Origin of the sequence: Bacillus yunxiaonensis, from assembly GCF_037104695.1 — a bacterium.
In the GTDB taxonomy this organism is placed as follows: domain Bacteria; phylum Bacillota; class Bacilli; order Bacillales; family Bacillaceae_G; genus Bacillus_A; species Bacillus_A yunxiaonensis.
In genome coordinates, this window is the sequence record NZ_JBAWSV010000005.1 from 466,168 (window position 1) to 490,944 (window position 24,777).

The following is a 24,777-nucleotide window of genomic DNA, read 5'->3' on the forward strand; positions in this document are numbered from 1 at the left end:
TTAATTTAAGCCTTTTACATTATTCGCATTAATTTCAAGTCCATGTTTTTTTGCAATTTCTGCAATGCGATCATAACGTGTTAGCTTTTCAGTTTCAGCCTGTAATTCTTGATTTGTTTTTTGTTGTTTTGTAATTGTGCTTTCCATTTCGGTTACTTTAGCATCTGCTTCATATAACGCCGCTTTATTACCAATAAATGCTACACATGCATATAATAAAAAGCCAATAAATGCAACATACAATAATTTTTCAATTCTTGTAATTTTTGTTTTCACACCTGGCTGTGTTACTTGCTGCGGAGCTTGAGATTGTACTTCTACTTGCTGCTTTTTATACTTAACGGCTAAATTTGTCATACCTCTCTCTCCCTTTTATAATTTTTCAGCAATTCGTAGTTTTGAAGAACGCGCTCGATTATTTTCTTCTAATTCCACATCAGAAGGTAAAATTGGCTTTCTTGTAATTAGCTTCAATTTCGGTTTATATTCATCAGGAATAATTGGTAATCCTGGTGGAAGCTGAGGTGTTGTACTATGTTTTTTAAATGTCACTTTACAAATGCGATCTTCTAATGAATGGAATGTGATAACACTAATTCGCCCACCTGTTTTTGTTATATCAATCGCTGCTTCCAACGCTTCCTCAAATACTTTTAATTCATCATTAACTGCAATACGAATTGCCTGGAATACTCGCTTTGCAGGATGTCCACCAGTCCGACGTGCCGGAGCTGGAATCCCTTCTTTAATCAATTCCACTAACTCTCCAGTTGTTTCAATTGGCTTTGTCTCGCGGTACGCTTCAATTTTTCTTGCAATTTGCTTCGAAAATTTTTCTTCACCATATTGAAAAAAGATTCTTACAAGTTGTTCATATGACCAACTATTTACAACGTCATATGCTGTTAACGGGGCATCTTGATCCATGCGCATGTCAAGTGGAGCATCGTGATGATAACTAAATCCACGTTCTGGTGTATCTAATTGGGGGGAAGAAACACCTAAATCAAATAAAATACCGTCTACTTCTGTAATTCCTAATTCATATAATCTTTCCTTCAAATAGCGAAAGTTACTTTTTACAGTTATAAATTGGCCGTTGTAAGAAGAGAATTTTTCTTTTGCATTTTGAATTGCAATCTCATCTTGATCAAATGCAATTAGTCTTCCTTCTTCGGAAAGTTGAGATAGTAAATAAGCACTATGACCTCCACCTCCTAGCGTACAATCTACATATGTACCGTTTGGTTTAATTTCTAAGCCATCTACTGTTTCTTTTAAAAGCACTGTTACGTGTTTAAACATTGTTGCACCTACTTTTTGCAAAATAATCCTCTTGACGCATCTTTTTATCCCGCTTTAACAGTCAATCCACAAAATTATGAGAAATTGAGATAACTGCCCCTAAGAGTCTGATTGGTATGGCTGACAATTAGCAGGAACACAACTCCCTACTAATGGTAATGTCACCTTATTATATACTAAATTTTATCATCTTTTGCGGGAAAATACATAAAAACATGTCGAAAAAGATAATAATCTACTTTCGTTTTGTTTCATTTTGTCAAAAAAAGTACTGTTCTTCAAAAAAAAGAGCACTCTCAGCTTTTACACGTTAAGGTTTGCATAGTAAATAAAATTGTTTTACAGAGAATTCCACGAAATAAAAAAAAATCCTGCTCTTAAGAGCAAGATTTTATAATTTTATAATATGCTGTTTTCCAGTCCAACTAAAAGTTTGCTTCATAACTCGTTCCACAAAATCAAGTCCATAAACATTTAAGTAATAACAAATATTCCATACTCGTTCTTGCGGTGCATATAGAGGTTGTAAAGAATTTTCAATTCGACGAAATTTATTAAGCTGCACTTCATGTTTTCTCTCAAAATCCGCCTGAAGTGTTCGCTCTAACAATTCAAGTTGTTGCATAATTTTTAACTCATTTTTCTTTGCAAAATCTCGCAGACCTGGATTTACTTTTTGTACAAATTGTTGTAAAGATGTATGAATCGCTCCAATTTGCTCCGCTGCATGAGTAAATTGATCGTCTATCGGCTCTTCAACTTGCATAGATAGCCACTTTTCTCGGAGTGCAGTAATACCTTTATTGAACACTTCACTTTCCTGCAGCTGCAAATCTTGTAAATCAGTTTCAATATCGCGCGCTAAATAACTAATTGTCAAACGCGGCACAACCGGTGGCATTTGGAAATCCATCGCATGAAACACTTGTTGTAGTTCGCTCCAATACGCAATTTCTCCTGGCCCACCAATAAATGCGAGCGTAGGGAAAACATATTCTTGCATAAGCGGTCTTGTTACAACATTGTTACTAAATTGTTCAGGGTGACTCTCCATCCTTTCTAGGAGCTCCTCATACGAAAATGAATACATCCCCTCTTTACAGATGAAACGGCCCTCTTCTTCTTCTAACAGCAGACGCTCTCCATTGATGTTCATAAAAATATGAACAGCATTCTGTTTTGTTTCAATAATCGGTTTATATCCTTGCTCACGTAACACACGTTGCTGATCGTTAAGTCCTTCTTGCACATTTTTATAGCGTGCTAATATTTCTTTGAAAAAGGGCACTTCCATAGTTCGAAGGATTGAGTGATGAGAATCTACAAGAATTAAACCTGATTGTGTAAATAACTTTGTAATAAGATGCGCAAAGAAATCAACATATGTCCGCGATTGCTGTAAGCATTCATCTACAAAATGCAATACGTCCTTTGTATATTTTGTTTCTGGATATGTTTTAAATATTTCTTCTATCCACCGTTTACAATCCTCAATGGAAATCTCCATTTCAGAAGCACTCGCTTTATATGGATGACGCTCGTGAAAAATTGTCTTTTTCACTTTTCCATTTTTCGTAACGAAAGCATGGTTAATTTCATCAATGTCATGATCTTCTCCCGCAATCCAAAAAACAGGAACAACCCGCACCCCCAGCGATGCTTCCTTTTCCTTTGCAAGTTGTAAAATAGATATAATTTTATGAATTGTATAAAGAGGACCAGTTAATAACCCTGCTTGTTGCCCTCCAACAACAACATATGTATCTTCTTCTAACAAAGCATGGATATTTTGAAGTGTTTTTTCTCCCGCATTCAACTCTTGGTTATATTGTAATAAATGTGATACTAGCTCTTGCCTTGGATACTGTCTATTTCGCAAATCATGTATACGTCTTACAAAGCCCTCTTCCGTTATCGGATAATCAAAGCATTCTTGAATCTCTTTTTTATGTTTCAAATAGTCCCCAACAACTCCTTGAAGCGGGACAGAGATTTCTTTTATCTCCATATACTTCTTCCTTTCATATCCTGATCTCTCACCAACCAAATTGTAGTCAATGTTCGTTATAAAAGCAAAGAATATCTCTTATCTTTCTAATCCTTTTATAGAATGATACAAAAAGGAGAGCGTTGGAACTGATTTTTGATACTGTTCTGCCTCCCGAATTAAATAACCAATAATTGCATCAATTTCTGTTTTTCTATTATTCTGTACATCCGTTAACATAGATGAAGTATTATGAGCCGTATTTTCACATACTGTACATACACGTTCCCAATACTCATCACATTTTGAATCACCTACAATTTCCATCACTTCCGAAAACACTTGCTTCATCACTTTGTAAAACGATGGATTTGTCAATAACTCACCATTTTGGACACCAAACAACGCAGTTAAGGGATTAATGCATGCATTGACGACAAGTTTATAAAGCATTGTTTGTTTCCAATCTTTTTCAATCACTAACGGAAATTGACTGGAAGAGAATACAGTAAATAGAGATTCAAATTGTTCCTCTTTTCCATGTATAAGCCCAAATTTCGTACTGCCTATTCCAGTATGATGGACGGTATTAACATTTTCTTTTTTCGCCCCGTGCTCTACAATCCCTACCGCAACACTGGCACTTTGAATCTGCTGTAATACATGAAGATGTCCCATTCCATTCTGCAAGAAAATAAGCCGGTTTTCCGCTTGCAAATATGGCCATATTCCTTCCAAATGATATTGCTTCACAGCGACAAATGTATAATCATGTGTTTTGTTATTTATAGTCTCTAAAGGACTTACAAACGGATATACAGTTTCTCTTGCACCGTTGTGCACACACGTAATCCCATATTCGTTCAATCGCTCAGCTTGTTCTATTGTTCGGGTATATAGTGTAACAGCCTGCTGATTTTTTTCTAAATAAAATGCAAAAAGGAGCCCGATTGCTCCCGGTCCAACTATACCAATCTCCATCTACAAAGGCCCCCATTTTTATCCCGCTATTCACGGATAGTTATACCCCACATCTTAAGGTTCAGAAGAAGCGAAGGCGATATACTGAGGATAACTGTCCGTAAAAGCCCAATTGTCGAAAGATTTTCATCAGTAGGAAAGAAACTCCACTCATGAAAGTTTTACTTTATAGTTTATAGAATAATTTTAGCAGACTTTTCAAAAAAATACTGAAAGAATTATCTCTTTTCTTCATAAAAATGAAAAAATGCGTTATAATACTATTATAAATATTTATACTTTTCTTTATTTTTTTACACCTAGAAAAGGATGTGATTACATGCACTTTCCCAAAGTTGAGCGCTTGCTCATCAATTATAAAACGTTAGAAGAATTTAAAAAGTTTAAAGGTTGCGGTGCTGAAGAATTATCTATGTTGGAAGATTTACAAGCAAATATCATCGAAAATGATAGCGAATCTCCTTTTTATGGAATTTATTACGGCGGCTCTCTTATAGCACGCATGAGCTTGTATACGAAACAACAGTCCGTTAATAATTTGTTTACTGGACCTTATGTAGAACTTTTTAAACTTGAAGTGTTACCAACATTCCAAAAACAAGGATTTGGTAAGATGCTGGTCAATTACGCAAAACAATTGCACCTTCCTATCAAAACAATTGCTCGCGTACAATCTGCCGATTTTTGGGAAAAATTACACTTCGAAAAAGTAACCATTGATGATGGAGATTTTTACATCTGGCATCCAAACGCAAATTTGAATGCGGTTACAAACAGTGAATCTGCTTAAAAATAAAAACAGCTGTAATTCAGCTGTTTTTATTTTGATGTTTTTTCAAGTATTCCTTTTTCCCGTTTTCTCTCTTTTTCGGAAGGCTCTAATACCATCGCACTTCTTTTTCTGTCAATATAATCAAATAAAGTGCGATACTCTTCTTCATACAACGACAACTGCTGCAAAAGCCCTTCTTTTTCCTTTTGCAACACTTCAATCTTTTTATATAAATCCGTCTTTTCTTCTTCTTCTTTATATCTTTGTAAAAAAACAATTACATCTTCTAATGTTAATGAAAGAGAATTTATTCTCTCTTTCTTCTGTTCTTGCGCTTCATTATTTTCAGTTTTCCTCATTCGCTTTGCTTCTTCAATACGTTCTTTATATTGTTTACGCACGTAAGAATTCCAGCGAAATCCACAAGCAGCAGGTGTACGTGATAAATGTCTTCCTACTTCTTTGAAGGCAGAAAGTTGCGTTCCCCCTTCACGAATATGCCGGAGCACTACTTCTGCCAGAAGTAAATCTTCGTCATCAGTCCATGCATCTTGTCTTGTTGTTGCCATCTCTCTAGTCCTCCTTATGCATTTTTTATTAAACATATGCAGTTACTAGAAAAGATAGAAGAATAACATGTAAAGAAAAAGTTAAAAAAATAAACGCAGAAGGTTTCCCTTCTGCGTTTATTTTCGCAATTACTTGCTGATTACTTCTTTACCTTTGTAAGTACCGCATGCTTTACATACACGGTGAGCTAATTTCGCTTCCCCACAGCTTGGGCACTCTACCATACCAGGTACTGATAATTTGAAATGCGTACGACGCTTTCTTTTTACTGTTTTAGAAGTTCTTCTAAAAGGTACAGCCATTCTTCCCACCTCCTTAAAAGAGAGAGTTATTTTCATATGAAGGCCTGAACCGGTCTTCTGATTATTTGTCAAAAAACTTCGCAAGTCCTGCTAATCTTGGATCAACAGGCTTTTCTTCGCTTTTTTCCGAAATCACTTGCCAGTCTCGACCTTGCATCGGTGTTCCTTCAGAAACATCCTCACTGAAAATTTGCATTGGAATCTCCAATAGTATATTTTCCTTAATTACAGGGAGTAAGTCAAGTACTTCTCCTTCTAAGTAATGAAAATCTGCTTCGGTTTCGTAATCTTCTTTCGAAACTAAGAACACCTCAGTTGTTTCAATGTCAAATGGTAATGTTACATCTACTAACGTTCTAGAGCATGGTAATACCATACTTCCTGTTATATGTAGATGGAACGTAAATTTGTTGGAGCCAAAATCAACTCTACCTGTCACATGAACAGGAGTAACGTCTCGAACATCTTTCTCAACATTTTTTAGCTCACTTACATCTACCATCTCATCCAACGTTAGTCCTTTATGTCGATATTTGTTCAATTGATGGATGGACCATTTCATATCATATCACCTCAAGGCAACAAACAAAATTATAGCTAGCCATTGTATATTTGTCAATATTTTTTCTTTACACTATAATGGAATCATTATAGGAAGTAATATATAGATTATCATGTTTTAGGAAAAGATGCTACACTGAAAGGAGAGATTATTATAAAAGCTAGCGGCATTATTGTTGAATATAATCCGTTTCACAACGGTCATGCTTATCATGTGCAACAAACCAAAAAGTTAACAAATGCCGATATAATTATTGCTGTTATGAGCGGATCCTTTTTACAGCGAGGAGAGCCAGCCCTAGTTTCAAAATGGGCGCGAACACAAATGGCATTAGCAAACGGAATAGATATTGTCGTTGAACTTCCTTATGCCTTTGCAACACAAAAAGCTGAAACATTTGCAAACGGTGCTATTTCAATATTAGATGCTCTTCACGTCTCTGAAATTTGCTTTGGAAGCGAAAGTGGTAATATCGAACATTTCCACAATACAATTACGATACACCAGTCTGAGCAGGATTTATTTAATCACCTTGTACAACAATACATAAAAACTGGAATGAGTTACGCAAAAGCCACTTCTGAGGCATTTTCATCCTTACAAAAAAACGTAGCTACTATTGATGTCTCAGAGCCAAATAATATTTTAGGACTCCATTACACAAAAGCAATTATTGAGCAAAAAAGTTCAATGAAAGCAAGTACAATTAAGCGTTTTGCTTCGCATTATCATGATGAAACATTTCAAGATGAACGAATTGCCAGTGCAACGAGCATCCGTAAACAATTATTTCATGAACAGAAAACTTTTTCAGCAATTGCTCCATTTGTTCCAAACATAACAAAGCTACTTTTAGAGCAATATAAACATTCCTATCACCTACTACATAACTGGGAACATTATTTTCACTTACTAAAATATAAACTCTTGACAATGTCCCCCTCTCAATTACAACGTATATATGAAGTAGAGGAAGGATTGGAGCATCGGATTTTGTCTTCTATTCGGGAAGCAACTTCATTCACGATATTTATGGAAGCATTAAAAACAAAACGTTATACATGGACACGACTGCAGCGTATTTGTACTCATATTTTAACAAACACAACGAAAGAAGAGATGCAAAAAGCTCACATAGAACAGCACGCACAATATATCCGTTTACTCGGCATGTCCCAGAAAGGACAAACATATATATCCAGTATAAAAAAACAAATAACTCTTCCTTTGCTTTCTCATACAAAAACGTTACAGCATCCCCTTCTAGATATAGATCGAAAAGCAAGCGCTGTTTATTACTCTATCTTACAAGAGCCCCTTTGCGGTGAAATGATAAAGCGTGATATAACGCAGCATCCGATTCGGTATGACGAAACGCAACGTGTGTTTTTATAAAGTAAAACTTTCATCCGGTAGGTCTTACTACCTGCAAGTAGCGTAATAAAAAAATCCTCTCTTAAACGAGAGGATTTACTTTTTTTCTGACATTTTGTCCAAATATGCTATTGCATCATCTAACGTATCCACAGGTATAATCTTCATTTTTGTATTTATATCTTTAGCTGTTTTTACTGCTTCTTTATAATTTGAATTCTTTGCTCCCTTCTCATTTGGAGCAAAGAATACTTCTGCACCCGCGTTATTAGCGGCAACTACTTTCTGAGAAATACCTCCAATTGGACCGATTTCTCCTTTTTCATTTATTGTTCCAGTCCCAGCTATTTCGTGGCCTTTTGTTATATCTTCTTTTACAAGCTGATTATAAATCTCTAATGTAAACATAAGCCCAGCAGAAGGTCCTCCAATTTTATGCGCATCAATTTTCACGTTAGGACTTACTGTAAGTTTCTTATCCGTAATAATAGAAATCCCAATGCCGGCACGACTTTTATCTTCCGGAATTGGCTTTAGTACAAATTTATCTTCTTTCTCATTCTTTTCACGTACATACTTAATACTTACTTCATCATTTTGTTTTTTTGTTTTCATGTACGCAATAAACTGCTCTGCTGTTTGAAATGGTTGTCCATCCACAGCAACAATACGATCGCCAAGCTTTAACTTCTCAGTAGCCGGCATACCATCTGCAAGTCCTACTACGAGTACCCCTTGATTTTCAAACTTAACAGGATAGTTTGCTCGTTTATATGCATTATAAATTGCAGCATCTTGCGAATCTTTCATTGCATACACTTGGCGAAATTGATACTCTTCATCACTTTCACCTTTTTGTAAAATTTCTTCTGTTTTTAAAATTTCAGCATACTTGTTAAATTTAGCAGAAAGAAAATTAACAACATTCGCTCGTCCCATTGAAACCGTAACGAGCATAAAATCACCCTTCTCTTTACTCCCTCCCTCAACTTGTACGTACGGCTCTAACTTCTCTGCCATACCTGGCTTTGTAATATAGTATGGCAGAGGAACAAACACAATTAACATTGCAACTATAACTCCAATGAGTAATGCATATAAATACCGAAACTTTTTAAACATCCTTTTTCTCCTTCCACTGTTCAATCAAAGTATAAATCGTTTGAATATGCCGCTGCGCTTCTTCTTCTCCAACACGAATGATATCTTCTATATTCGTAAAGGCCCGTGAACTAAATTGTTCTACAGCAGGATGCATCATAAGATCTGATGCAATTTGTCTATTTACTACAAGTTCATGCTGCATAATTTCAATACTTTGCATAATGACATCATAAATAGATGTAACTTCACCATTGACCTTAATAGGGGATACATCGACGGCAATGACAATATCAGCCCCTAATTTTTTCACTACTGATACTGGAATACGATCAATCACTCCCCCATCAACTAGTAGCCTTCCGTTTATTTTCTCCGGAACAAATATGCCGGGTACAGAAATACTTGCCCTGACAGCATCTGCAATAGAACCTTGTGTAAAAACAACTTTTTCACCATTTAGAATATCAGTTGCTACGACCGCTGTCGGGATATCCAGTTCTTCTAATTTTTTATTATATGTAAACATTTTAATCATATCCTTAACACGTTTTCCAGCAATAAATCCCATTTTAGGTACAGTAAAGTCCAAATAGTATTTCCGCTTAAATACTGTTGCTAAACGATACAAACGGTCAACGTTACATCCTGCTGCATAAAATGTACCTATTAGCGCTCCCATACTGCTCCCAGCAATCATATGAATAGGTATTCCCGCCTCTCTTAACACTTTAATAACACCTACATGCGCAAATCCTTTTGCGCCTCCTGACCCAAGTGCTAACCCAATTTTCGGTTCTCTCATCTTCTTCACCCTCAAAATTTTTTCACTCTCTTTTTATACTTATGGTCTAATTTCACCATGTATCCTCGTATACTGAAATGAACATTTGGGACAAAGGGGGATACAAAATGTACGAAAAATGGAAAACCGGCTTTCTCACCATATCGGTCACTTTTTTTACAGTTTCTCTCGTACTCCACCCCCAAGCAGCACTGCAAGCATCTATTCGAGGGTTAAATATATGGTGGGAGGTTGTCTTTCCTTCATTGCTACCTTTTTTTATTATTGCAGAACTTCTAATTGGACTAGGGATTGTAAAATTCATTGGTGTGTTATTAGAACCCCTTATGCGTCCACTCTTTCGTGTACCTGGTATCGGAGGATTTGTATGGGCAATGGGGATGGCCTCTGGCTTTCCTGCAGGTGCAAAATTAAGCGCTCGGTTACGCCAGGAAAATCAACTTACACAAATTGAAGCAGAGCGCCTTGTGTCTTTCACAAACTCTTCTAATCCATTATTTATTTTTGGTGCTGTAGCGATTGGTTTCTTTGACAATCCAAAACTAGGACTCATTTTAGCAGCTGCCCATTATGTCAGTAACTTCACAGTTGGACTACTCATGCGCTTTTACCAAGATAGACACACACAAACAAAAACAAAGAAACATTCAACGTCCATTCCATTGCGGCACGCCTTTTCCGTTCTTCATAAAACTCGATTACAAGAAAAACGCCCCATTGGCAAATTAATCGGTGACGCTATCACTTCTTCAATTCAAACATTACTTATGATTGGCGGGTTTATTATTTTATTCTCTGTTTTCAATAAAATGCTAACAGTTTTTCATATTACAACTTTCCTTGCTCTTATTATGAAACAAATATTAATTGTATTTCAACTTTCGCCTTACTTTAGTTTCCCTATCTTGTCTGGTCTTTTTGAAATGACACTCGGGAGCCAAATGATTAGTCAAACAGAGCACACTTCTATTTTACAACAAGCCATGATGACAAGTTTCGTTTTAGCATTTAGCGGTCTTTCCATTCAAGCTCAAGTTGCCAGTATTTTAGCAGAAACAGACATTCGTTTTAAACCATATTTTATCGCACGAATTATTCAAAGTATCCTTGCTCCAATCTATACATATATATTTTGGGGACCACTTTATGAAAGATTACATTCTTTTTCACCTACCCAATATGATATACCAGTCTTTTTATCTCAACAATCTACCCTGCTAACAAAAGGATGGGCCTTACTAGTTACATATGGTCCAATCTTTACACTGTTTTGTTTATATTTATACGTTATGTTACTATTCATGCGTTTTATCAATAGCAAAAAACCCCGTTCATCATAACGGGGTTTGAAACTTCTCTTTTAAAGCACGTTCTACAATTGGCGGAACGAGTCCAGCGACATTACCACCATAACGCGCTACTTCTTTTACAATACTTGAGCTTAAAAAGGAATATTGATTATTTGTCATAATAAAAAATGTTTCTACATTCTCTTCTAATTTACGATTCATGGATGTAATTTGCATTTCATATTCAAAATCAGATACGGCGCGCAAACCACGTAAAATCGCATTTGCATTACGCATCCTCGCATACTCTACTAATAAACCACTGTGTGAATCAACTTTTACATTCGGAATATCTTTTGTTGCCTCGCGAATTAATTCTAAACGCTCTTCTACCGTAAAAAGTGGTGTCTTTGATGAATTGTTTAAAACAACAACATATACTTCTTCAAAGACTTTTGCCCCCCTCTTAATAATGTCTAAATGTCCAAGCGTAATCGGATCAAAACTTCCCGAAGAAATTGCTATGCTTGCCATTCGGTCCCCTCACCTTCATACTTATAAATCGAAATCGCTGTAATACCATAGTTTTCAGCTCTCACCTTCACAAGTCTTCCAATTGTTTCAGGTAATTCTACATCTACCCCATGTTCTGACATAACAATTCCGTTTTCTTTCAATAGACCATGTTGATCCATTATACTAATTAAAGAGACAATCTTTTGATCTTTATACGGCGGATCTAATAGTACAAGATCGAACGCTATCTCACGTTTCATAAGCGCCTTTACAGCACGTTCTGCATCATTTCTATATACTTCAGCTTGTGCTTCTAACCTGCAACTTTCTAAATTTTGATGGATAACCTTCATAGCCTTTCCATCGCGATCAACAAAAACAGCTTTATCTATCCCTCTACTAAGAGCCTCAATACCAAGACCACCGCTTCCTCCAAACAAATCAAGAGCTAAACCACCTTCAAAATAAGGACCGATAATATTAAAAATGGCTTCTTTCACCTTGTCTGTTGTCGGGCGCGTTGTGTTACCTGGTACAGCTTTTAAAGGATGACCTTTACACTTTCCTGAAACTACTCTCATAATTTGTCACTACCTTTATCTCTTTCTAACAGATTGTTCATATAAATCATTCTTGCGCAAGCTCAATGTTACCCACTACTTGCGAACAGTAAGACTTCCATTAATGGAAACTTCACTTTATGTATATTCATCTTTTTTATCCTATCATAAAACATATGAAAGAAAAATAAAAAGCAAAAGAGAAATTTTAATTTTACAATGTATATCTTTATATAGTTTGGACATAAATAAGGATAACAACATCACCTTCGATGTTGTTGCCAACCGCGGAGAAGACTTACGTTTCCCCATAAGTTCTTCCTCCGGTTTCTCCTCTCCCTTTGCCTTCTTGCTAGTCATACTAGTGTAAGAAGGGCCCTGCTTCGGCAGGGTTTTTTCTTTGCCTTCTTTTCATTTTAAAAATGAAATGATACAGTAAAAGAAGAAGGAGGGAAAATCATGATTCAACGTTTTATTCAGCTAGGTGAAGGTTACTCTGATTTATATGAATTACTAGAAATCGCAAAGGCAAACCAACACCGTGTATCTCATATGTTACAATTTCACACATTAAAAGATAATAAATCAGTTTGTTCTCTTGCTGTTGTTCTACATCCAACAGCAGTAGGCAATTTTCAGCCATTATACATATGTCTAGAAGGAATTCCTGTGGAAAAAGATAAACAAAGCAAACGCATTGCCTTGTTTGAAAATACCGCTTCAGAAATTGGTAAACAAGTCGTTTCTTTCACAGTCAAACCATCGACAATGTTTCCAGAGAAAGAATTATATTTCAACCATCTCATTGGTATATTGCGAATGAACCATTTCATCCCGCCAATGCAATAAAGTGAAACTTCCTTCTGGGAACGGTTTTTCACTGATGGAAAACTTTTACCAATCGGGGTCTTACAGTCGATATGAAGTAACGCTCTAGGAAAAATTAACTTACCGATTGTTAATGCGGGGGGAAAGTGAAATTCCCACTAAGAAAATCTTACTAGTTCTACATGCAAATAATACAAGAAAAACCCACCAAAATTTTGGTGGGTTTTTAATCAATCTTATTATAATCATATTCTTTTGCACGATCTGGTCTAGAATTTTCGAACTCCGTTTTTAAAAATGGGCGATAAGATGGCTCTACCTTTTTTACAAACGGAAGCTTATTTAATTTTTGCATCATATGTTCCAATTGCTCCATATCACAATACACTACGGCATATTTAAACCGCTTCGATATGTAATGAATGTTTCCGTATTTCCTTAAAATTTTAGCGTGTTTTAAGGAATGTAGATAGACAATCATACTTTGTCGTTGCCCAAACATAATTTTCTCCTTTTATATAATTTCATTCTTTCTATTTTACAAACACACACAGAAATTTATAACTTTACATACAAGTCCTGATCAGTTCTTCCAACACCAAAGGATACTAGTGGATGTTTTTTGTATCTATTTTCTTCTATATCCTAAAAAACGGGGCAAATCACCCCGTTTTTTTGCACCCACAGCTACCACCAGAACCACAACCTCCTCCACATCCACCTGCATCAAAGAATGGGTTCCCTGTTGGAACTTTAATAGAAGTCGAGATTTCCATCCCAATTACTGTACTGACTTCATCTAATAGCTTTTGCAATTCATTTTCTGCTTTTTTAAAAGCAGCTATCACTTCATGCAAATCTACCGCCCGCTTCAATTCTCGCATTTGTGCAGAAACTGAAGTGAAATCCGGATGATATTTCCCAAAACGCTGTACTTCTTCATATCGTTCCTTCAGATCTGTAAACTGTTTAATTAACGTTTGTGCTTCTTGATTTTGCTGCAATGCATGATGGCATTCGCGATAACGCTCAGCTATATCTGAACAAACAATTACTTTCGCTAATTGTTCGGCTTCATCTAGAATCATTACGCTCTCTAGCGTCGCTAGTATCATAAGAGACACCTCCGAATACTAATCATATCACATTTATAACGGAACTACTAACTTTGCGTTCCCACTTAAAAATAACTTATAAAGAGATATGTTCTGCAATATTATATCTTAATACGGTCCATTTCCCTTTTGATTGTTTCACATAGCTCATACATGCATTTTTCAAAGACGTTTTAAACGTAATTTCACCTGGAACAATCGCATGAAGAATCGCTTTAATAGCATGAGAGTGCGCAACAATAATAATTCGTTTCCCATCATACTGACAAGCAACATCTTTTAATGCAGAAAAACAACGCTCTACAATTGCTTCCTCTGTTTCCATGCCCTCGACATTCCCATCAGCAATGAGCTGCCTTACTTCATCAACTGGTTTCCCTGATACTGCACCAAAATTGCGTTCTATAAAACGTTCATCAAGATGAATTGTATTTATCCCAATCGCATCAGCAATTGCTTGTGCCGTTTCGTGCGCTCTCACTAAAGGACTGCTAATGATTACATCCCATGTTCCAGAGCGTAATGCTTCTGCACTCTGCGCTGCTTGTTGTTTTCCAATTTCATTTAAAGGAATGTCTTCTCTCCCTTGAATAATCTCTTGAAAATTCCAATCAGTTTGTCCATGTCGTACTAAACAAATTTCCGTCATGCTGTAACTCCTTTTTCCAGAATTCCTTTTTATTGTAACAAAAGTTTCGCATGACGGACACAGTTTTTACTTCCAGTTAATCAACGTTTTGCTGTTTCATATATTGAAACATATCTATCATTAGAGAAGCAACCGATAACTGGTTTTGAAACTTAGCTACCTTGTCTGGAATTGTCTTTTTAAAATATTGCATAGCTGCCAGTTCAAATGATTCCTTTTCACTTGGATTTCTAGAAAGTTTCCGATACCAATACGGCTGCTCCCGAATATATTTCTGTAAATCTTCATTCGATCTCACAAATTCGATGAGTTCTTTTCTCATCACTTTTCCTCCTAATCTTTTTGAAAGAAAAACGGATTATTTTCCGAATTACGTTGCTGTTTTGGTGCTCGGTTCCCTTGAAACTGTTGAATAACTTGCTGCACGCTTCCAAGTGCAGTGGTCATATTTGCTAAATGCTGCTGCACCTGGTCCACATCTAACTTTTTAAAAAACGATACCATTTGCCCCATAAAGTCCTCAGATTTTTCTCCGCGATCTTCTTGTACAGAAGGAGGAATCGTCTCTCCGTTCACTTTGTAATGATTCCATACATCATCTTGTTCTCCAAGTAAATACCACTCTTCATAAAATTGTTGCCACGATTTCTTTCCATTTCGAACGTCATGAACCATCTTTGGATGCTGGCGTACAAACTCTTTGAATTGTTGAATAGAAGGATGTAAATCTCCTTTCACCGCTGTCATTACAATCACCTCACCAGATGTATCTTCTACTATATTGTAAGAAAAAAAAGGCGCATGGTTCGCCCATTTTTAGGCAATTCATACACCTTACTTTTGAATAAAATTTTGCGTATAAAATTTATCATACACTCCAATTCCTAAATCAGTGAATTGTTCGTTTAGTAAATTCTTTCGATGCCCCTCACTATTTAACCATCCTTGCACTGCCGCAATCCCATCACCATGCTGGGCTGCGATGTTTTCTCCCGCTAGTTGGAATGATACATTTCCTTTTTGCAAGCGATCCCCTAACGTGCCAAATGAAGGTGAGTCATGCGAAAAATAATTGTTATCTCTCATATCTTTACTATGTTCATATGCCACTACCGCCGCTTGTTGATCCCATACTAATAATGGAAGGTGGTAACTACTACGAATTACATTTGTCAAATCTAAAATTTGTTGTGCATTTCCTTGTTCAACTTGCTTCATTTGCTCTGGTGATAATGGTTGTGGATTCGTTAATTCCCCAGAAGATACAAGTTGATATGGCCTTTGCTTTATTAACGTTTCATCATCCATATAACGAACACCGACAAGCTTATGTGTAAAATGATCAAAATATAATTGCGCCCACCCTTCTTCCATAGAAACAAGTGGTTGTTCTGCTACTTCAACATCAGACAATTCAAATTGATAACTGTTTTTCCCCATTTTAAGTGAAATTTCATATGAAAACGGATTCCTTTTATAAACATCTTCATATCTTTCACCAATATGAAATGGAGAAATATTCACTTTCTCTCCACCAACATAAATCGTAACAATTTTATGATCCAAAATTCCAAATTGCACATATTGTGATAAATCTTGATTATATATCCACCATTCATAACCATATGCAGATGGTTCAATTCGCGCCGGTTCGCCCCACTTCACTAACAAATTTTCAGGGTCACTACCAAGTAGCTGCGGAATTGCTTCTGGCACACCTTTATTTTCTTTTTTCATTTTTACGATTTTATGCTCTGATTTTGAATGCGGAGATTGTAATATATATTGAGAAACGAGTAAATTCCCGTATAAATCAATTGCTAAAATAAGAATAGTAATTACTATGATACGGAACAATTTTTTCAAATTATATACCTCCTGAATACCCATGAAATTGAGGTATACACAAACAAAACTGTTTTTTCTCTATTTTGTGTGTACCACACTATGTTCACTATATCATATTTCTTGCATAAAAGTAGATATTATCCCTTTTCTCTCTATACGAATTGTATTTTCTTACTATTCGTACTATTATAAAATCGAGGGGATCTTACGTTTAAAATAAGGAGGATATTTCATGCGATTTACAAATACGAAACTTGAAGGTACAGTTGTTGACTTCACACTTCTAACTGAGGTAATGGACAAGCATCATTTTGTACTAGCTGGGCAATGGGATTACGAGAGAGTTACATACGACTATAAATTTGAAATGCTAAAAGATGTGTATTATTTACGTATACAAGGTTTTGCCATAGAAGGAGACATCGGAGGCAGACATGCCCATATTAAATTATTGACACCACTTCTCGGTAAACATTATTATCCACATGGTGTAGAGTACGGGGAGGACGAAAATTTCCCGAAAAATGTTCTTCAAAAAAGTGAGCAGTTACTTCAAAACATTGAAAAAGAGTTGCAAGATTTAGCGATTATAGAATAATAAAGTAAAAAGAAGGTGTACACAATGGTATACCTTCTTTTTGCTTTGTAAAATTACCTCACTATCCGTAGACAATAAGCTCCCAACTCAACACTTAGGAAAAACACAGAAAATATGTCAGAGGTAACCCCTGACATGAGCTCAATAGGTGAGAAGTTTCTATCTGCGGAGGATGAAAACCTCCCACTGATGGAAACTTCATTTTATTTTGTCTGCAAATACGGGGGTAACGCATGAAGCTGTTCTGCATCCTTTTTTCGTTCTTTACGTGCCCACGAGAAAAAAACATATCCAATCACTGTGCCGTTCACAATTTCTTGTATAATCTTCATTACAATACCTCCTGTTTCTTGATCCTCTAAAGCAGGAAGCCAATGTAAGAAATCAGGACCTGTAATATTTAAGTTAGATAACGTTCCAGCTGGTACACAAAGTTCCATTGCCTTCATCCATGCACTTGGATCTGTATAGGTAGCAAACAATGGCTCAGTGGCAAAAATAATAAGTGCACAAGATGGCGTTAATAACATACCATTAGCAAACATATAACCAATTTTTTGAATATCACTTAATGTTTGATATTCTGGTAATGGATTAAATATGGGCCACCATAGCATCATAGCCATAAAAAACAATATGCCAAGAACAACTGGATGCCCAATTTGGCTTTGCTTTACTGCATCAAATACAACAGGCAAATGATACATAGAAAATAGCCCATTAAAAACAAATAAAGCTACAATAGGATTTGCCCATATATGTAACATCATACGAATAAATCGAAATGATATTATGTATTGAAACAACCAATCCGGTAACCCAAGTAATAATAGTGGAGGTACAACGATACACATGACTGCCATTTCTAACATATGTGCGCTAAACGTAATATGTCCAAGTAAATCAATTGGCCCGCCCTTAACAAAATACAAAAGGAACATACCACTTATAAAATAAAAAATTTTTCGTTTACTTACTTTTTCTCCATTTGGAAAGCGATGTCGATACTTTCCAATAATTAAAAGATAACCAATCACAACAGCTAACATAAAAAGAAAAAAGAATGGGCTCCACAGTGCTTCAAAACCAAATATCCATAAGTTGCTCACTTTATTACACCCTCCCTTTCATAAGTAAAAGGGGGATTGATAAAACATTCAATCCCCCATTCTTTTTAAAGCCAAACAATTGTCATAAAAGTTAAAATCGTTATTAATCCAACTAGTAAACCTGCATACAAAAACATCGATGGGGCTTCATGCCCTTTATGACTCATATGCATAAAATAATACAATTGAAAAATAACTTGTACAGCAGCTAACAATAAAATAAATGGTACGGAAAAAAGCGGACTAAATGTTTTAGGATATGCGACTGCTGCAAATGCAATAACTGTTAAAAAAATCATTAATCCGAAAGTAACGACTTGATGCTTCATTTCTTCCGTACTTTTTTTTCTACGATAAACAAGATCAACTTTAGGATTATTTATATTTGTTTGTTTTATTGCCATTGTTTATCCCACCATTCCCATTAAATATACTACAGTGAAAATAAACACCCAAACTACATCGATAAAGTGCCAGTAAATTGATGCGACGTAAAACTTTGGAGCATTGTATAAATTTAAACCACGCTTCGCATTACGGGTTACTAAAGTTAGAATCCAAAGTAATCCAAATAGTACGTGCAACCCATGCGTACCAACTAACGCATAAAATGCAGAACCGAATGCACTACTTCTCATCGTATGTTTAAACTCATGAACGTAATGATTAAATTCATAAATCTCAAAACTTAAAAATCCAATCCCAAGCAATACAGTGATAATAAGCCAAAGCTGCATTTGCTTAAAATTAAAATTCTTCATATGATACATTGCATATACACTAGTTAAACTACTTGTTAACAGAAGCATTGTCATAATGAACACAAGCGGCATTTGAAACATTTCTTGTGATGAGGCTCCACCATTTGTTGAGTTCTTCAGTGCTAAATATGTTCCAAACAAGGACGCAAATAGCACTGTCTCGCCTCCTAGAAACAACCAAAATCCAATAAATTTATTCTTTCCTTCAAGGGTTGCTTTTTCAGGCTCTGCTGGAAAGGTTTCATTTGTTAATTTTTCCTCTGCATGCATTACGCCTTGCCCCCTTTATCTTCTAAATCTTCTTTATGAATATGGTATCCATGATCATCAATTACAGATCGTAAGAACAATGATCCAAAGGTAATAATAAGACCAATAATCGCTACTACTAGCCACATTTTCTCTTTCCCCGCGTGCATATACATCGCTCCAAATGCTGCAATAAATAGCCCTAAAGAGATGACAAATGGCAGGAAAGATGAGTTTGGCATGTGAATATCACCAACCGGTTCTGCTGGCGTCATTTCATTTTTCCCTTCACGTTTTTCAATCCATAATGGATCTAATCCACGTACAAACGGTAATTGCTTAAAATTATATTCAGGTGTCGGCGCTGGAATTGCCCATTCTAACGTACGGCCATCCCAAGGATCACGACCAGCTTGTTTTTTAGAAAAAGATGTTTTTACAACATTAACTAACAGTACGATTGTTCCGAGAGCCATAAATACTGCCCCTACTGAACTAATTAAGTTACCAACTTCTAATCCTTGCCCTGGTAAATACGTAAAATAGCGACGCGGCATACCCATTAAGCCAAGGAAGTGCTGAATAAAGAACGTTAAATGGAAACCAATAAAGAACAACCAAAATGTAATTTTACCAAGTGTCTCATTTAAAACTTTATTAAACATAAGCGGCCAATAATAATGAGCACCTGCAAATAACCCAAACACAACACCGCCAACAATAACGTAATGGAAGTGAGCTACAACGAAATAATTATCATGAAATTGATAATCAGCAGGAGCTGATGCAAGCATAACGCCTGTTACACCACCCATAACAAATGATGGAATAAAACCAACAGCCCACATCATCGGTGTTGTAAAGCGAATACTTCCACCCCACATCGTAAAGAGCCAGTTAAAAATTTTAATACCTGTTGGAACAGCAATTGCCATTGTAGCTACAGAAAAAATTGCATTCGCTACTGGTCCAAGACCTACTGTGAACATATGATGTGCCCAAACCATGAATCCTAAAAATCCAATTAATACCGTTGCAAAGACCATAGATGAATATCCGAATAAACGTTTTTTAGAGAATGTAGCGAAGATTTCTGAGAATATTCCGAAAACAGGGAGTATAAGAATGTATACCTCTGGATGACCGAAGATCCAGAATAAATGCTCCCATATAATCGTATTTCCTCCTAGAGCTGGGTTAAAGAAGCTTGTGCCAAATAAACGATCCAACATTAACAAAGCTAGACCTACTGTAAGCGGTGGGAATGCAAATAAAATAAGTGAAGATGTTACAAAAGTAGTCCATGTAAACATCGGCATCCTCATATATGTCATTCCAGGTGCCCGCATATTAATAATGGTAACAAGGAAGTTAATTCCACCTATTAATGTTCCAATACCTGCAATTTGCAGACCGAGAACATAGAAATCGATACCGTGTCCTTTGGATGCGAGTGATAACGATGCATATGATGTCCAACCTGCATCAGGCGCCCCGCCTAAAAACCAACTTAAGTTTAAAAATACGCCTCCAAAGAAAAACAACCAAAATCCAAGAGCATTAATAAATGGAAACGCAACGTCTCGTGCACCAATTTGAAGTGGTACCGCTGCATTCATCATTGCAAATACAAGTGGCATTGCCGCTAAGAAAATCATTGTTGTTCCGTGCATTGTTAACACTTGGTTGTACATATCTCCAACGAGAAAATCATTGTTTGGAATCGCTAACTGCAATCGAATAAATAATGCTTCTATTCCTCCGATGATAAAAAATAACCCACCTGCAATTAAATAGAGAATGGCAATTTTCTTATGGTCCACTGTCGTTAAATAATCCCAAATTACAGAGCCCACTCCCTGTTTTTTTGCTACAGAACTCACGTTTTCAACCTCCCCTTCGCAAATAGTTTCTCTTTACTTTTCAACTTTTAATGTTTGTAAATATGCATTTAATGCATCTACTTGATCGTCAGTAAGATTACCGTATTTTCCAGTCATTTTGTTGCCTGGTTTCATGCTTTCAGGGTCTTTTAACCATTTCTTCACATTTTCTTCATTATTTTCAGCAATACCTGCAACCATATCACGATCTGCGAAGTTGGCTAAATTTGGTGCAATACGTGCAGAAGGCGGTCTGTTATCGTTTGATCCAGTAGCATGACAACCGATACAACTCTTTTCAAAAATTTGTTTACCTTCCTGCTCTTGCGTAGAAGCAACAGCTTTCTTACCATCTAAGTCTTTCATACTAGCAACCCATTTTTTGTACTCGCTTTCATCAACAGCTTTAACTTTAAACTGCATTAAAGCGTGAGAGGGTCCACAAAATTCTGCACAAAAACCATTATATGTGCCCGATTTGTCCGCTTTAATCCACATTTTGTTTGTATTATCTGGATTTGTATCCATTTTTCCAGCTAAAGACGGAACCCAAAATGAATGTTTAATATCAGAACCCTTTAAATTTAAATATACCTTTTTACCTGTAGGGATGACTAAATCTTGCGAAGTTACTAATTTTTCATTATTGTAAGAAAATTCCCACCAATAAAGATTCGCTGTTACATCAACAACGATTGTATCTTTATCAATATTCTTTTTCTCAATTGCACTAACGTCAGCAAGTTTAAACGTATATGTAACAGTAGGGACAGCCAATACCAATAGAAGTAAAATTGGAATGACTGTCCATATAATTTCTAGCTTGTGATTTCCTTCTACTTGCTTCGGAATATAGTTTTCCTGTCCCTTTCTTTGACGGAAACGCACAATTACATACAAGAAAATAATCGTAACAACAAGAACGACACCAATCATGATTGCACTGGCTAACAACAATAAATCATATTGCATTTTTGCTACTTCGCCTTGTGGAATCAAAGTAGATTGAAAGGCTTTACCGCATCCCCCTAACAGTAAAGCCACTAGTGAAACGAGCGAAAGCAATCGCCACTGTTTCTTCATGCAAACAACCCCCACTTTCTTTGTTAATTAGATTGTACTTTATAGTAAGTAAAGTAAATCTCAACGTAAAGAAATCCCCTGATGTCGTTGTCTTAGAAGAATGTTACAACAATCATTGAAATAAATAAGATTGTTAAGTAATTTAAGGAGTATACAAACATTTGCACGGACCATTTGATGTCGTCTTTCTTACGGAAGCCATAAAACCCTAACGCGATCCAACCGATGTTAAGCACTGTTGCAATTACCATAAATGTTACTCCAAGTGCACTCATATAAAATGGAAGTGGCAATAAGCAGACTGTCCAAATCATAATTTGACGTTTTGTAATATCAAATCCATATACAACAGGAAGCATTGGAATACCTGCATTGCGATATTCTTCAACACGTTTCATCGCAAGAGCGAGAAAGTGTGGAATTTGCCATATAAACATAATTAAGAATAACATCCAAGCAATAGGATGATCCAAACTTGGATCAATAGCTGCCCAACCAATTAAAGGTGGAACCGCTCCTGATACACTACCTACTACTGTATTAAGCGTATATGCTCTCTTTGTCCATAATGAATAAAGAACAACATATGTGAATGCTCCAATAAAACCAATAAATGCAGCCATCGGCGTTGTAAGAAGCAAGAATACGAAACCTAATAGTAATAATACAATACCAAATGTTAATACAAAACTCGGTTTCATTTTCCCAGTTACTGTCGGACGATTTTTTGTTCGTTCCATTAAATGATCAATATCACGATCAATGTAGTTATTCAAACTACATGATCCTGCCATAATAAGTGCAGAACCAACAATTGTGAAAAACATTTTATCCAGCTGATCCACAAAGTTTAATCCATTAAAATGTAGAGCCAACCAAAAACCAGTAAATACCGTTAATGTATTTGAATTTACAATTCCCATTTTTACAAGTGCTAATAAATCTTGTACACGACTTGTTTCCGGCACATCCGTTACGGTTGATTCCTCATGCAATTGACTTGTTGCATGGCTCATCGTTTCAACCCCCTCTAAAACTTTCATCATAATTACTCTGCAATGAGCATTCTCTTTGAAATAAAACGCTCTTTAGCTTCTATATAGCAATATTATTACAGTAGAAATGTTGTTTTTTGGTTCTGCTATTAATATACACTTCTCACTCGAATATATTAAAACATATTTCATGAAAAATTTGTGAAGAAAACATGAACTTTTTGTGTCTGTCATTAAAAAAGTTTTTCCCTACTCTCTCCATAATAGCACGTAATTACCTTTTATAATAAACCATTTTGTCAAATTCCGCATGTATTTCCGTTTATTTATTTATAAAATCCCCTGTTTTTGTTAAAATTAGTAATTTATTTTCTGAATGTTAGTGTTTTTTTATCTTATCTTCCCCTTTCCTGTCTCCCTTTGCTATTTTATAAGATTTTATATATCATAGGACTGTAGTGCATTTCTGTTTCTATAATATGTATTTCATTAAAATATTGCACAATAACTTTGGAATAGAAAGCTGGTGAACAGGATTGCAACGTTTTATAAAGTGGTTAGCAGTCATTACGAGTTTTGATTTATTATGTGTTCTCCTTGGCGGAGCATTGGTTACTAAGACTGGTTCAGGACAAGGCTGTGGTAAATCTTGGCCGTTATGTAACGGGGAATTGATTTCCTCGCATCTATCAATGCACACAATTATTGAGCTGAGTCATCGCCTTACTTCAGGCTCTGCAGGGATTCTTGTTACACTACTATGTGTCTTAGCTTGGAAATACTACGGACACGTTCGTGAAACAAAAACCCTTGCCATTCTGTCTTTCGTATTTTTAGTAGCCCAAGCACTCATGGGAGCAGCTGCAGTTGTATGGGGACAAGTTCCAGCTGTATTAGCAATTCATTTCGGTATCTCTCTTATTTCGTTTGCTGCTGTTATTTTATTGACACTCCTCATCTTTGAAATTAATAAAAAGTTTGATGTCCACTCACTTAATATTGATAAGAAGATGAAATTTCATATTTACGGTGTAACAATTTACAGTTACATTGTTGTCTATACAGGGGCATTGGTACGTCATGAACATGCAAGCTTAGCATGTCCAACTTTTCCATTATGCAGCAAAAACAGTCCATTTCCAACACAATTTCATGAATGGATACAAATGGGACATCGATTTGCCGCTACATTAATTTTTGTTTGGATTTTATACGCAATGATTATAGCTATCCGGCAATATAAACAACAAGCTGTTCTATATTATGGGTGGATCACTGCATTTATCCTTGTGATGTGTCAAGCAATCTCTGGTATGTTAGTTGTATTCACAGGGGCAAGCTTAGTAATGTCACTTCTGCATTCACTCTTTATATCATGCTTATTTGCTGTATTATGCTATTTAGTTATGCTAGTAACACGTAGTAACACAAACATACAAAAAACAGAAATGAATCATACTACACAGCAAAAGAAACTATTGTAATAACTTTCTTATTACGACAAGCTATTATTTCAAAAAACAAAAAGAGCTGCT

At 35.9% G+C, this 24,777-nt stretch carries 29 protein-coding genes; 6 read left to right on the forward strand and 23 right to left on the reverse strand.

What is annotated here, in order from left to right:
• The 4 genes from ftsL to WAX78_RS17015 all read right to left on the reverse strand — a co-directional run bounded on the left by ftsL (nt 1) and on the right by WAX78_RS17015 (nt 4,273).
• Nucleotides 1–357: a cell division protein FtsL gene (ftsL, locus tag WAX78_RS17000; protein WP_336483198.1), complete on the reverse strand. Its 357-nt coding sequence runs from the start codon at nt 355–357 to the stop codon at nt 1–3.
• 15 nt (nt 358–372) lie between these two features.
• Complete coding sequence (gene rsmH, locus WAX78_RS17005; protein WP_336483249.1) at nt 373–1,305, reverse strand: 16S rRNA (cytosine(1402)-N(4))-methyltransferase RsmH; 933 nt, start codon at nt 1,303–1,305, stop codon at nt 373–375.
• Between the two features lie 391 nt (nt 1,306–1,696).
• Entirely contained in the window at nt 1,697–3,313 is a 1,617-nt protein-coding gene (bshC, locus tag WAX78_RS17010) for a bacillithiol biosynthesis cysteine-adding enzyme BshC (protein ID WP_336483199.1), read from the reverse strand.
• A gap of 78 nt (nt 3,314–3,391) precedes the next feature.
• Nucleotides 3,392–4,273 (reverse strand): 2-dehydropantoate 2-reductase, encoded by an 882-nt coding sequence (locus tag WAX78_RS17015; protein WP_336483200.1) that lies wholly within the window; start codon nt 4,271–4,273, stop codon nt 3,392–3,394.
• A 319-nt stretch (nt 4,274–4,592) separates the two neighbouring features.
• Between WAX78_RS17015 and WAX78_RS17020 the strand changes: the two genes are divergently transcribed.
• Nucleotides 4,593–5,063, forward strand: coding sequence for an N-acetyltransferase (locus WAX78_RS17020; protein WP_336483201.1), 471 nt, complete (start codon nt 4,593–4,595; stop codon nt 5,061–5,063).
• Between the two features lie 29 nt (nt 5,064–5,092).
• Here WAX78_RS17020 and WAX78_RS17025 read toward each other — a convergent pair whose 3' ends face one another.
• The 3 genes from WAX78_RS17025 to WAX78_RS17035 form a co-directional block, all read right to left on the reverse strand.
• Nucleotides 5,093–5,614 (reverse strand): RsfA family transcriptional regulator, encoded by a 522-nt coding sequence (locus WAX78_RS17025; protein ID WP_336483202.1) that lies wholly within the window; start codon nt 5,612–5,614, stop codon nt 5,093–5,095.
• A gap of 129 nt (nt 5,615–5,743) precedes the next feature.
• Nucleotides 5,744–5,917, reverse strand: a complete 174-nt coding sequence (gene rpmF, locus WAX78_RS17030) for a 50S ribosomal protein L32 (RefSeq protein ID WP_001984764.1) — start codon at nt 5,915–5,917, stop codon at nt 5,744–5,746.
• A gap of 61 nt (nt 5,918–5,978) precedes the next feature.
• Nucleotides 5,979–6,479, reverse strand: coding sequence for a YceD family protein (locus WAX78_RS17035; RefSeq protein WP_336483203.1), 501 nt, complete (start codon nt 6,477–6,479; stop codon nt 5,979–5,981).
• Nucleotides 6,480–6,632: 153 nt separating this feature from the next.
• Between WAX78_RS17035 and WAX78_RS17040 the strand changes: the two genes are divergently transcribed.
• A complete protein-coding gene (locus tag WAX78_RS17040) occupies nt 6,633–7,874 on the forward strand; it encodes a nucleotidyltransferase (RefSeq protein ID WP_336483250.1) in 1,242 nt (413 codons plus the stop codon).
• A gap of 75 nt (nt 7,875–7,949) precedes the next feature.
• Here the strand turns inward: WAX78_RS17040 and WAX78_RS17045 are convergent, their stop codons facing one another.
• Both WAX78_RS17045 and WAX78_RS17050 read right to left on the reverse strand, forming a co-directional pair.
• Nucleotides 7,950–8,975 (reverse strand): SepM family pheromone-processing serine protease, encoded by a 1,026-nt coding sequence (locus WAX78_RS17045; protein WP_336483204.1) that lies wholly within the window; start codon nt 8,973–8,975, stop codon nt 7,950–7,952.
• A complete protein-coding gene (locus tag WAX78_RS17050) occupies nt 8,968–9,759 on the reverse strand; it encodes a patatin-like phospholipase family protein (RefSeq protein WP_336483205.1) in 792 nt (263 codons plus the stop codon). The genes WAX78_RS17045 and WAX78_RS17050 overlap by 8 nt, the downstream gene beginning before the upstream one ends.
• A 107-nt stretch (nt 9,760–9,866) precedes the next feature.
• Between WAX78_RS17050 and ylbJ the strand changes: the two genes are divergently transcribed.
• On the forward strand, nt 9,867–11,099 hold the full coding sequence (gene ylbJ / locus WAX78_RS17055; RefSeq protein ID WP_336483206.1) for a sporulation integral membrane protein YlbJ: 1,233 nt from the start codon (nt 9,867–9,869) through the stop codon (nt 11,097–11,099).
• On the opposite strand, the gene coaD is transcribed toward ylbJ, so the two are convergent.
• Together coaD and rsmD are read right to left on the reverse strand one after the other, a co-directional pair.
• Nucleotides 11,094–11,582: a pantetheine-phosphate adenylyltransferase gene (coaD, locus tag WAX78_RS17060; RefSeq protein ID WP_336483207.1), complete on the reverse strand. Its 489-nt coding sequence runs from the start codon at nt 11,580–11,582 to the stop codon at nt 11,094–11,096. The genes ylbJ and coaD overlap by 6 nt on opposite strands.
• Nucleotides 11,570–12,145 (reverse strand): 16S rRNA (guanine(966)-N(2))-methyltransferase RsmD, encoded by a 576-nt coding sequence (gene rsmD, locus WAX78_RS17065; protein WP_336483208.1) that lies wholly within the window; start codon nt 12,143–12,145, stop codon nt 11,570–11,572. Before rsmD ends, coaD begins: the two co-directional genes overlap by 13 nt.
• Before the next feature lie 438 nt (nt 12,146–12,583).
• Between rsmD and WAX78_RS17070 the strand changes: the two genes are divergently transcribed.
• Complete coding sequence (locus WAX78_RS17070; RefSeq protein ID WP_336483209.1) at nt 12,584–12,973, forward strand: DUF7147 family protein; 390 nt, start codon at nt 12,584–12,586, stop codon at nt 12,971–12,973.
• 205 nt (nt 12,974–13,178) lie between these two features.
• Here the strand turns inward: WAX78_RS17070 and WAX78_RS17075 are convergent, their stop codons facing one another.
• The 6 genes from WAX78_RS17075 to WAX78_RS17100 form a co-directional block, all read right to left on the reverse strand.
• Nucleotides 13,179–13,454, reverse strand: coding sequence for a YlbG family protein (locus WAX78_RS17075; protein ID WP_154710709.1), 276 nt, complete (start codon nt 13,452–13,454; stop codon nt 13,179–13,181).
• A 160-nt stretch (nt 13,455–13,614) separates the two neighbouring features.
• Entirely contained in the window at nt 13,615–14,067 is a 453-nt protein-coding gene (locus WAX78_RS17080) for a YlbF/YmcA family competence regulator (protein WP_336483210.1), read from the reverse strand.
• Between the two features lie 76 nt (nt 14,068–14,143).
• Nucleotides 14,144–14,716, reverse strand: a complete 573-nt coding sequence (locus tag WAX78_RS17085; RefSeq protein WP_336483211.1) for a histidine phosphatase family protein — start codon at nt 14,714–14,716, stop codon at nt 14,144–14,146.
• A gap of 76 nt (nt 14,717–14,792) precedes the next feature.
• A complete protein-coding gene (locus tag WAX78_RS17090; protein WP_336483212.1) occupies nt 14,793–15,038 on the reverse strand; it encodes a YlbE-like family protein in 246 nt (81 codons plus the stop codon).
• 11 nt (nt 15,039–15,049) lie between these two features.
• On the reverse strand, nt 15,050–15,463 hold the full coding sequence (locus WAX78_RS17095) for a YlbD family protein (protein ID WP_336483213.1): 414 nt from the start codon (nt 15,461–15,463) through the stop codon (nt 15,050–15,052).
• Between the two features lie 87 nt (nt 15,464–15,550).
• The gene (locus WAX78_RS17100; protein WP_336483214.1) at nt 15,551–16,582 is read right to left on the reverse strand and encodes a CAP domain-containing protein; all 1,032 of its coding nucleotides are present in this window, start codon (nt 16,580–16,582) and stop codon (nt 15,551–15,553) included.
• A gap of 214 nt (nt 16,583–16,796) precedes the next feature.
• Here WAX78_RS17100 and WAX78_RS17105 point away from each other — a divergent pair, with 214 nt between their 5' ends.
• On the forward strand, nt 16,797–17,162 hold the full coding sequence (locus WAX78_RS17105) for a YugN family protein (protein WP_336483215.1): 366 nt from the start codon (nt 16,797–16,799) through the stop codon (nt 17,160–17,162).
• Between the two features lie 203 nt (nt 17,163–17,365).
• Here WAX78_RS17105 and ctaG read toward each other — a convergent pair whose 3' ends face one another.
• The 6 genes from ctaG to cyoE form a co-directional block, all read right to left on the reverse strand.
• Nucleotides 17,366–18,271: a cytochrome c oxidase assembly factor CtaG gene (ctaG, locus tag WAX78_RS17110; protein WP_336483216.1), complete on the reverse strand. Its 906-nt coding sequence runs from the start codon at nt 18,269–18,271 to the stop codon at nt 17,366–17,368.
• Between the two features lie 65 nt (nt 18,272–18,336).
• A complete protein-coding gene (gene ctaF, locus WAX78_RS17115; protein WP_336483217.1) occupies nt 18,337–18,675 on the reverse strand; it encodes a cytochrome c oxidase subunit IVB in 339 nt (112 codons plus the stop codon).
• A 3-nt stretch (nt 18,676–18,678) separates the two neighbouring features.
• Complete coding sequence (locus WAX78_RS17120; RefSeq protein ID WP_336483218.1) at nt 18,679–19,302, reverse strand: cytochrome (ubi)quinol oxidase subunit III; 624 nt, start codon at nt 19,300–19,302, stop codon at nt 18,679–18,681.
• Nucleotides 19,302–21,164, reverse strand: coding sequence for a cytochrome c oxidase subunit I (ctaD, locus tag WAX78_RS17125; RefSeq protein ID WP_336483219.1), 1,863 nt, complete (start codon nt 21,162–21,164; stop codon nt 19,302–19,304). The genes WAX78_RS17120 and ctaD overlap by 1 nt, the downstream gene beginning before the upstream one ends.
• A 33-nt stretch (nt 21,165–21,197) precedes the next feature.
• Entirely contained in the window at nt 21,198–22,247 is a 1,050-nt protein-coding gene (gene coxB / locus WAX78_RS17130; RefSeq protein WP_336483220.1) for a cytochrome c oxidase subunit II, read from the reverse strand.
• A 92-nt stretch (nt 22,248–22,339) separates the two neighbouring features.
• A complete protein-coding gene (gene cyoE / locus WAX78_RS17135; RefSeq protein ID WP_336483221.1) occupies nt 22,340–23,263 on the reverse strand; it encodes a heme o synthase in 924 nt (307 codons plus the stop codon).
• A gap of 515 nt (nt 23,264–23,778) precedes the next feature.
• Between cyoE and WAX78_RS17140 the strand changes: the two genes are divergently transcribed.
• A complete protein-coding gene (locus tag WAX78_RS17140; protein WP_336483222.1) occupies nt 23,779–24,726 on the forward strand; it encodes a COX15/CtaA family protein in 948 nt (315 codons plus the stop codon).
• Nucleotides 24,727–24,777 lie beyond the last annotated feature (51 nt).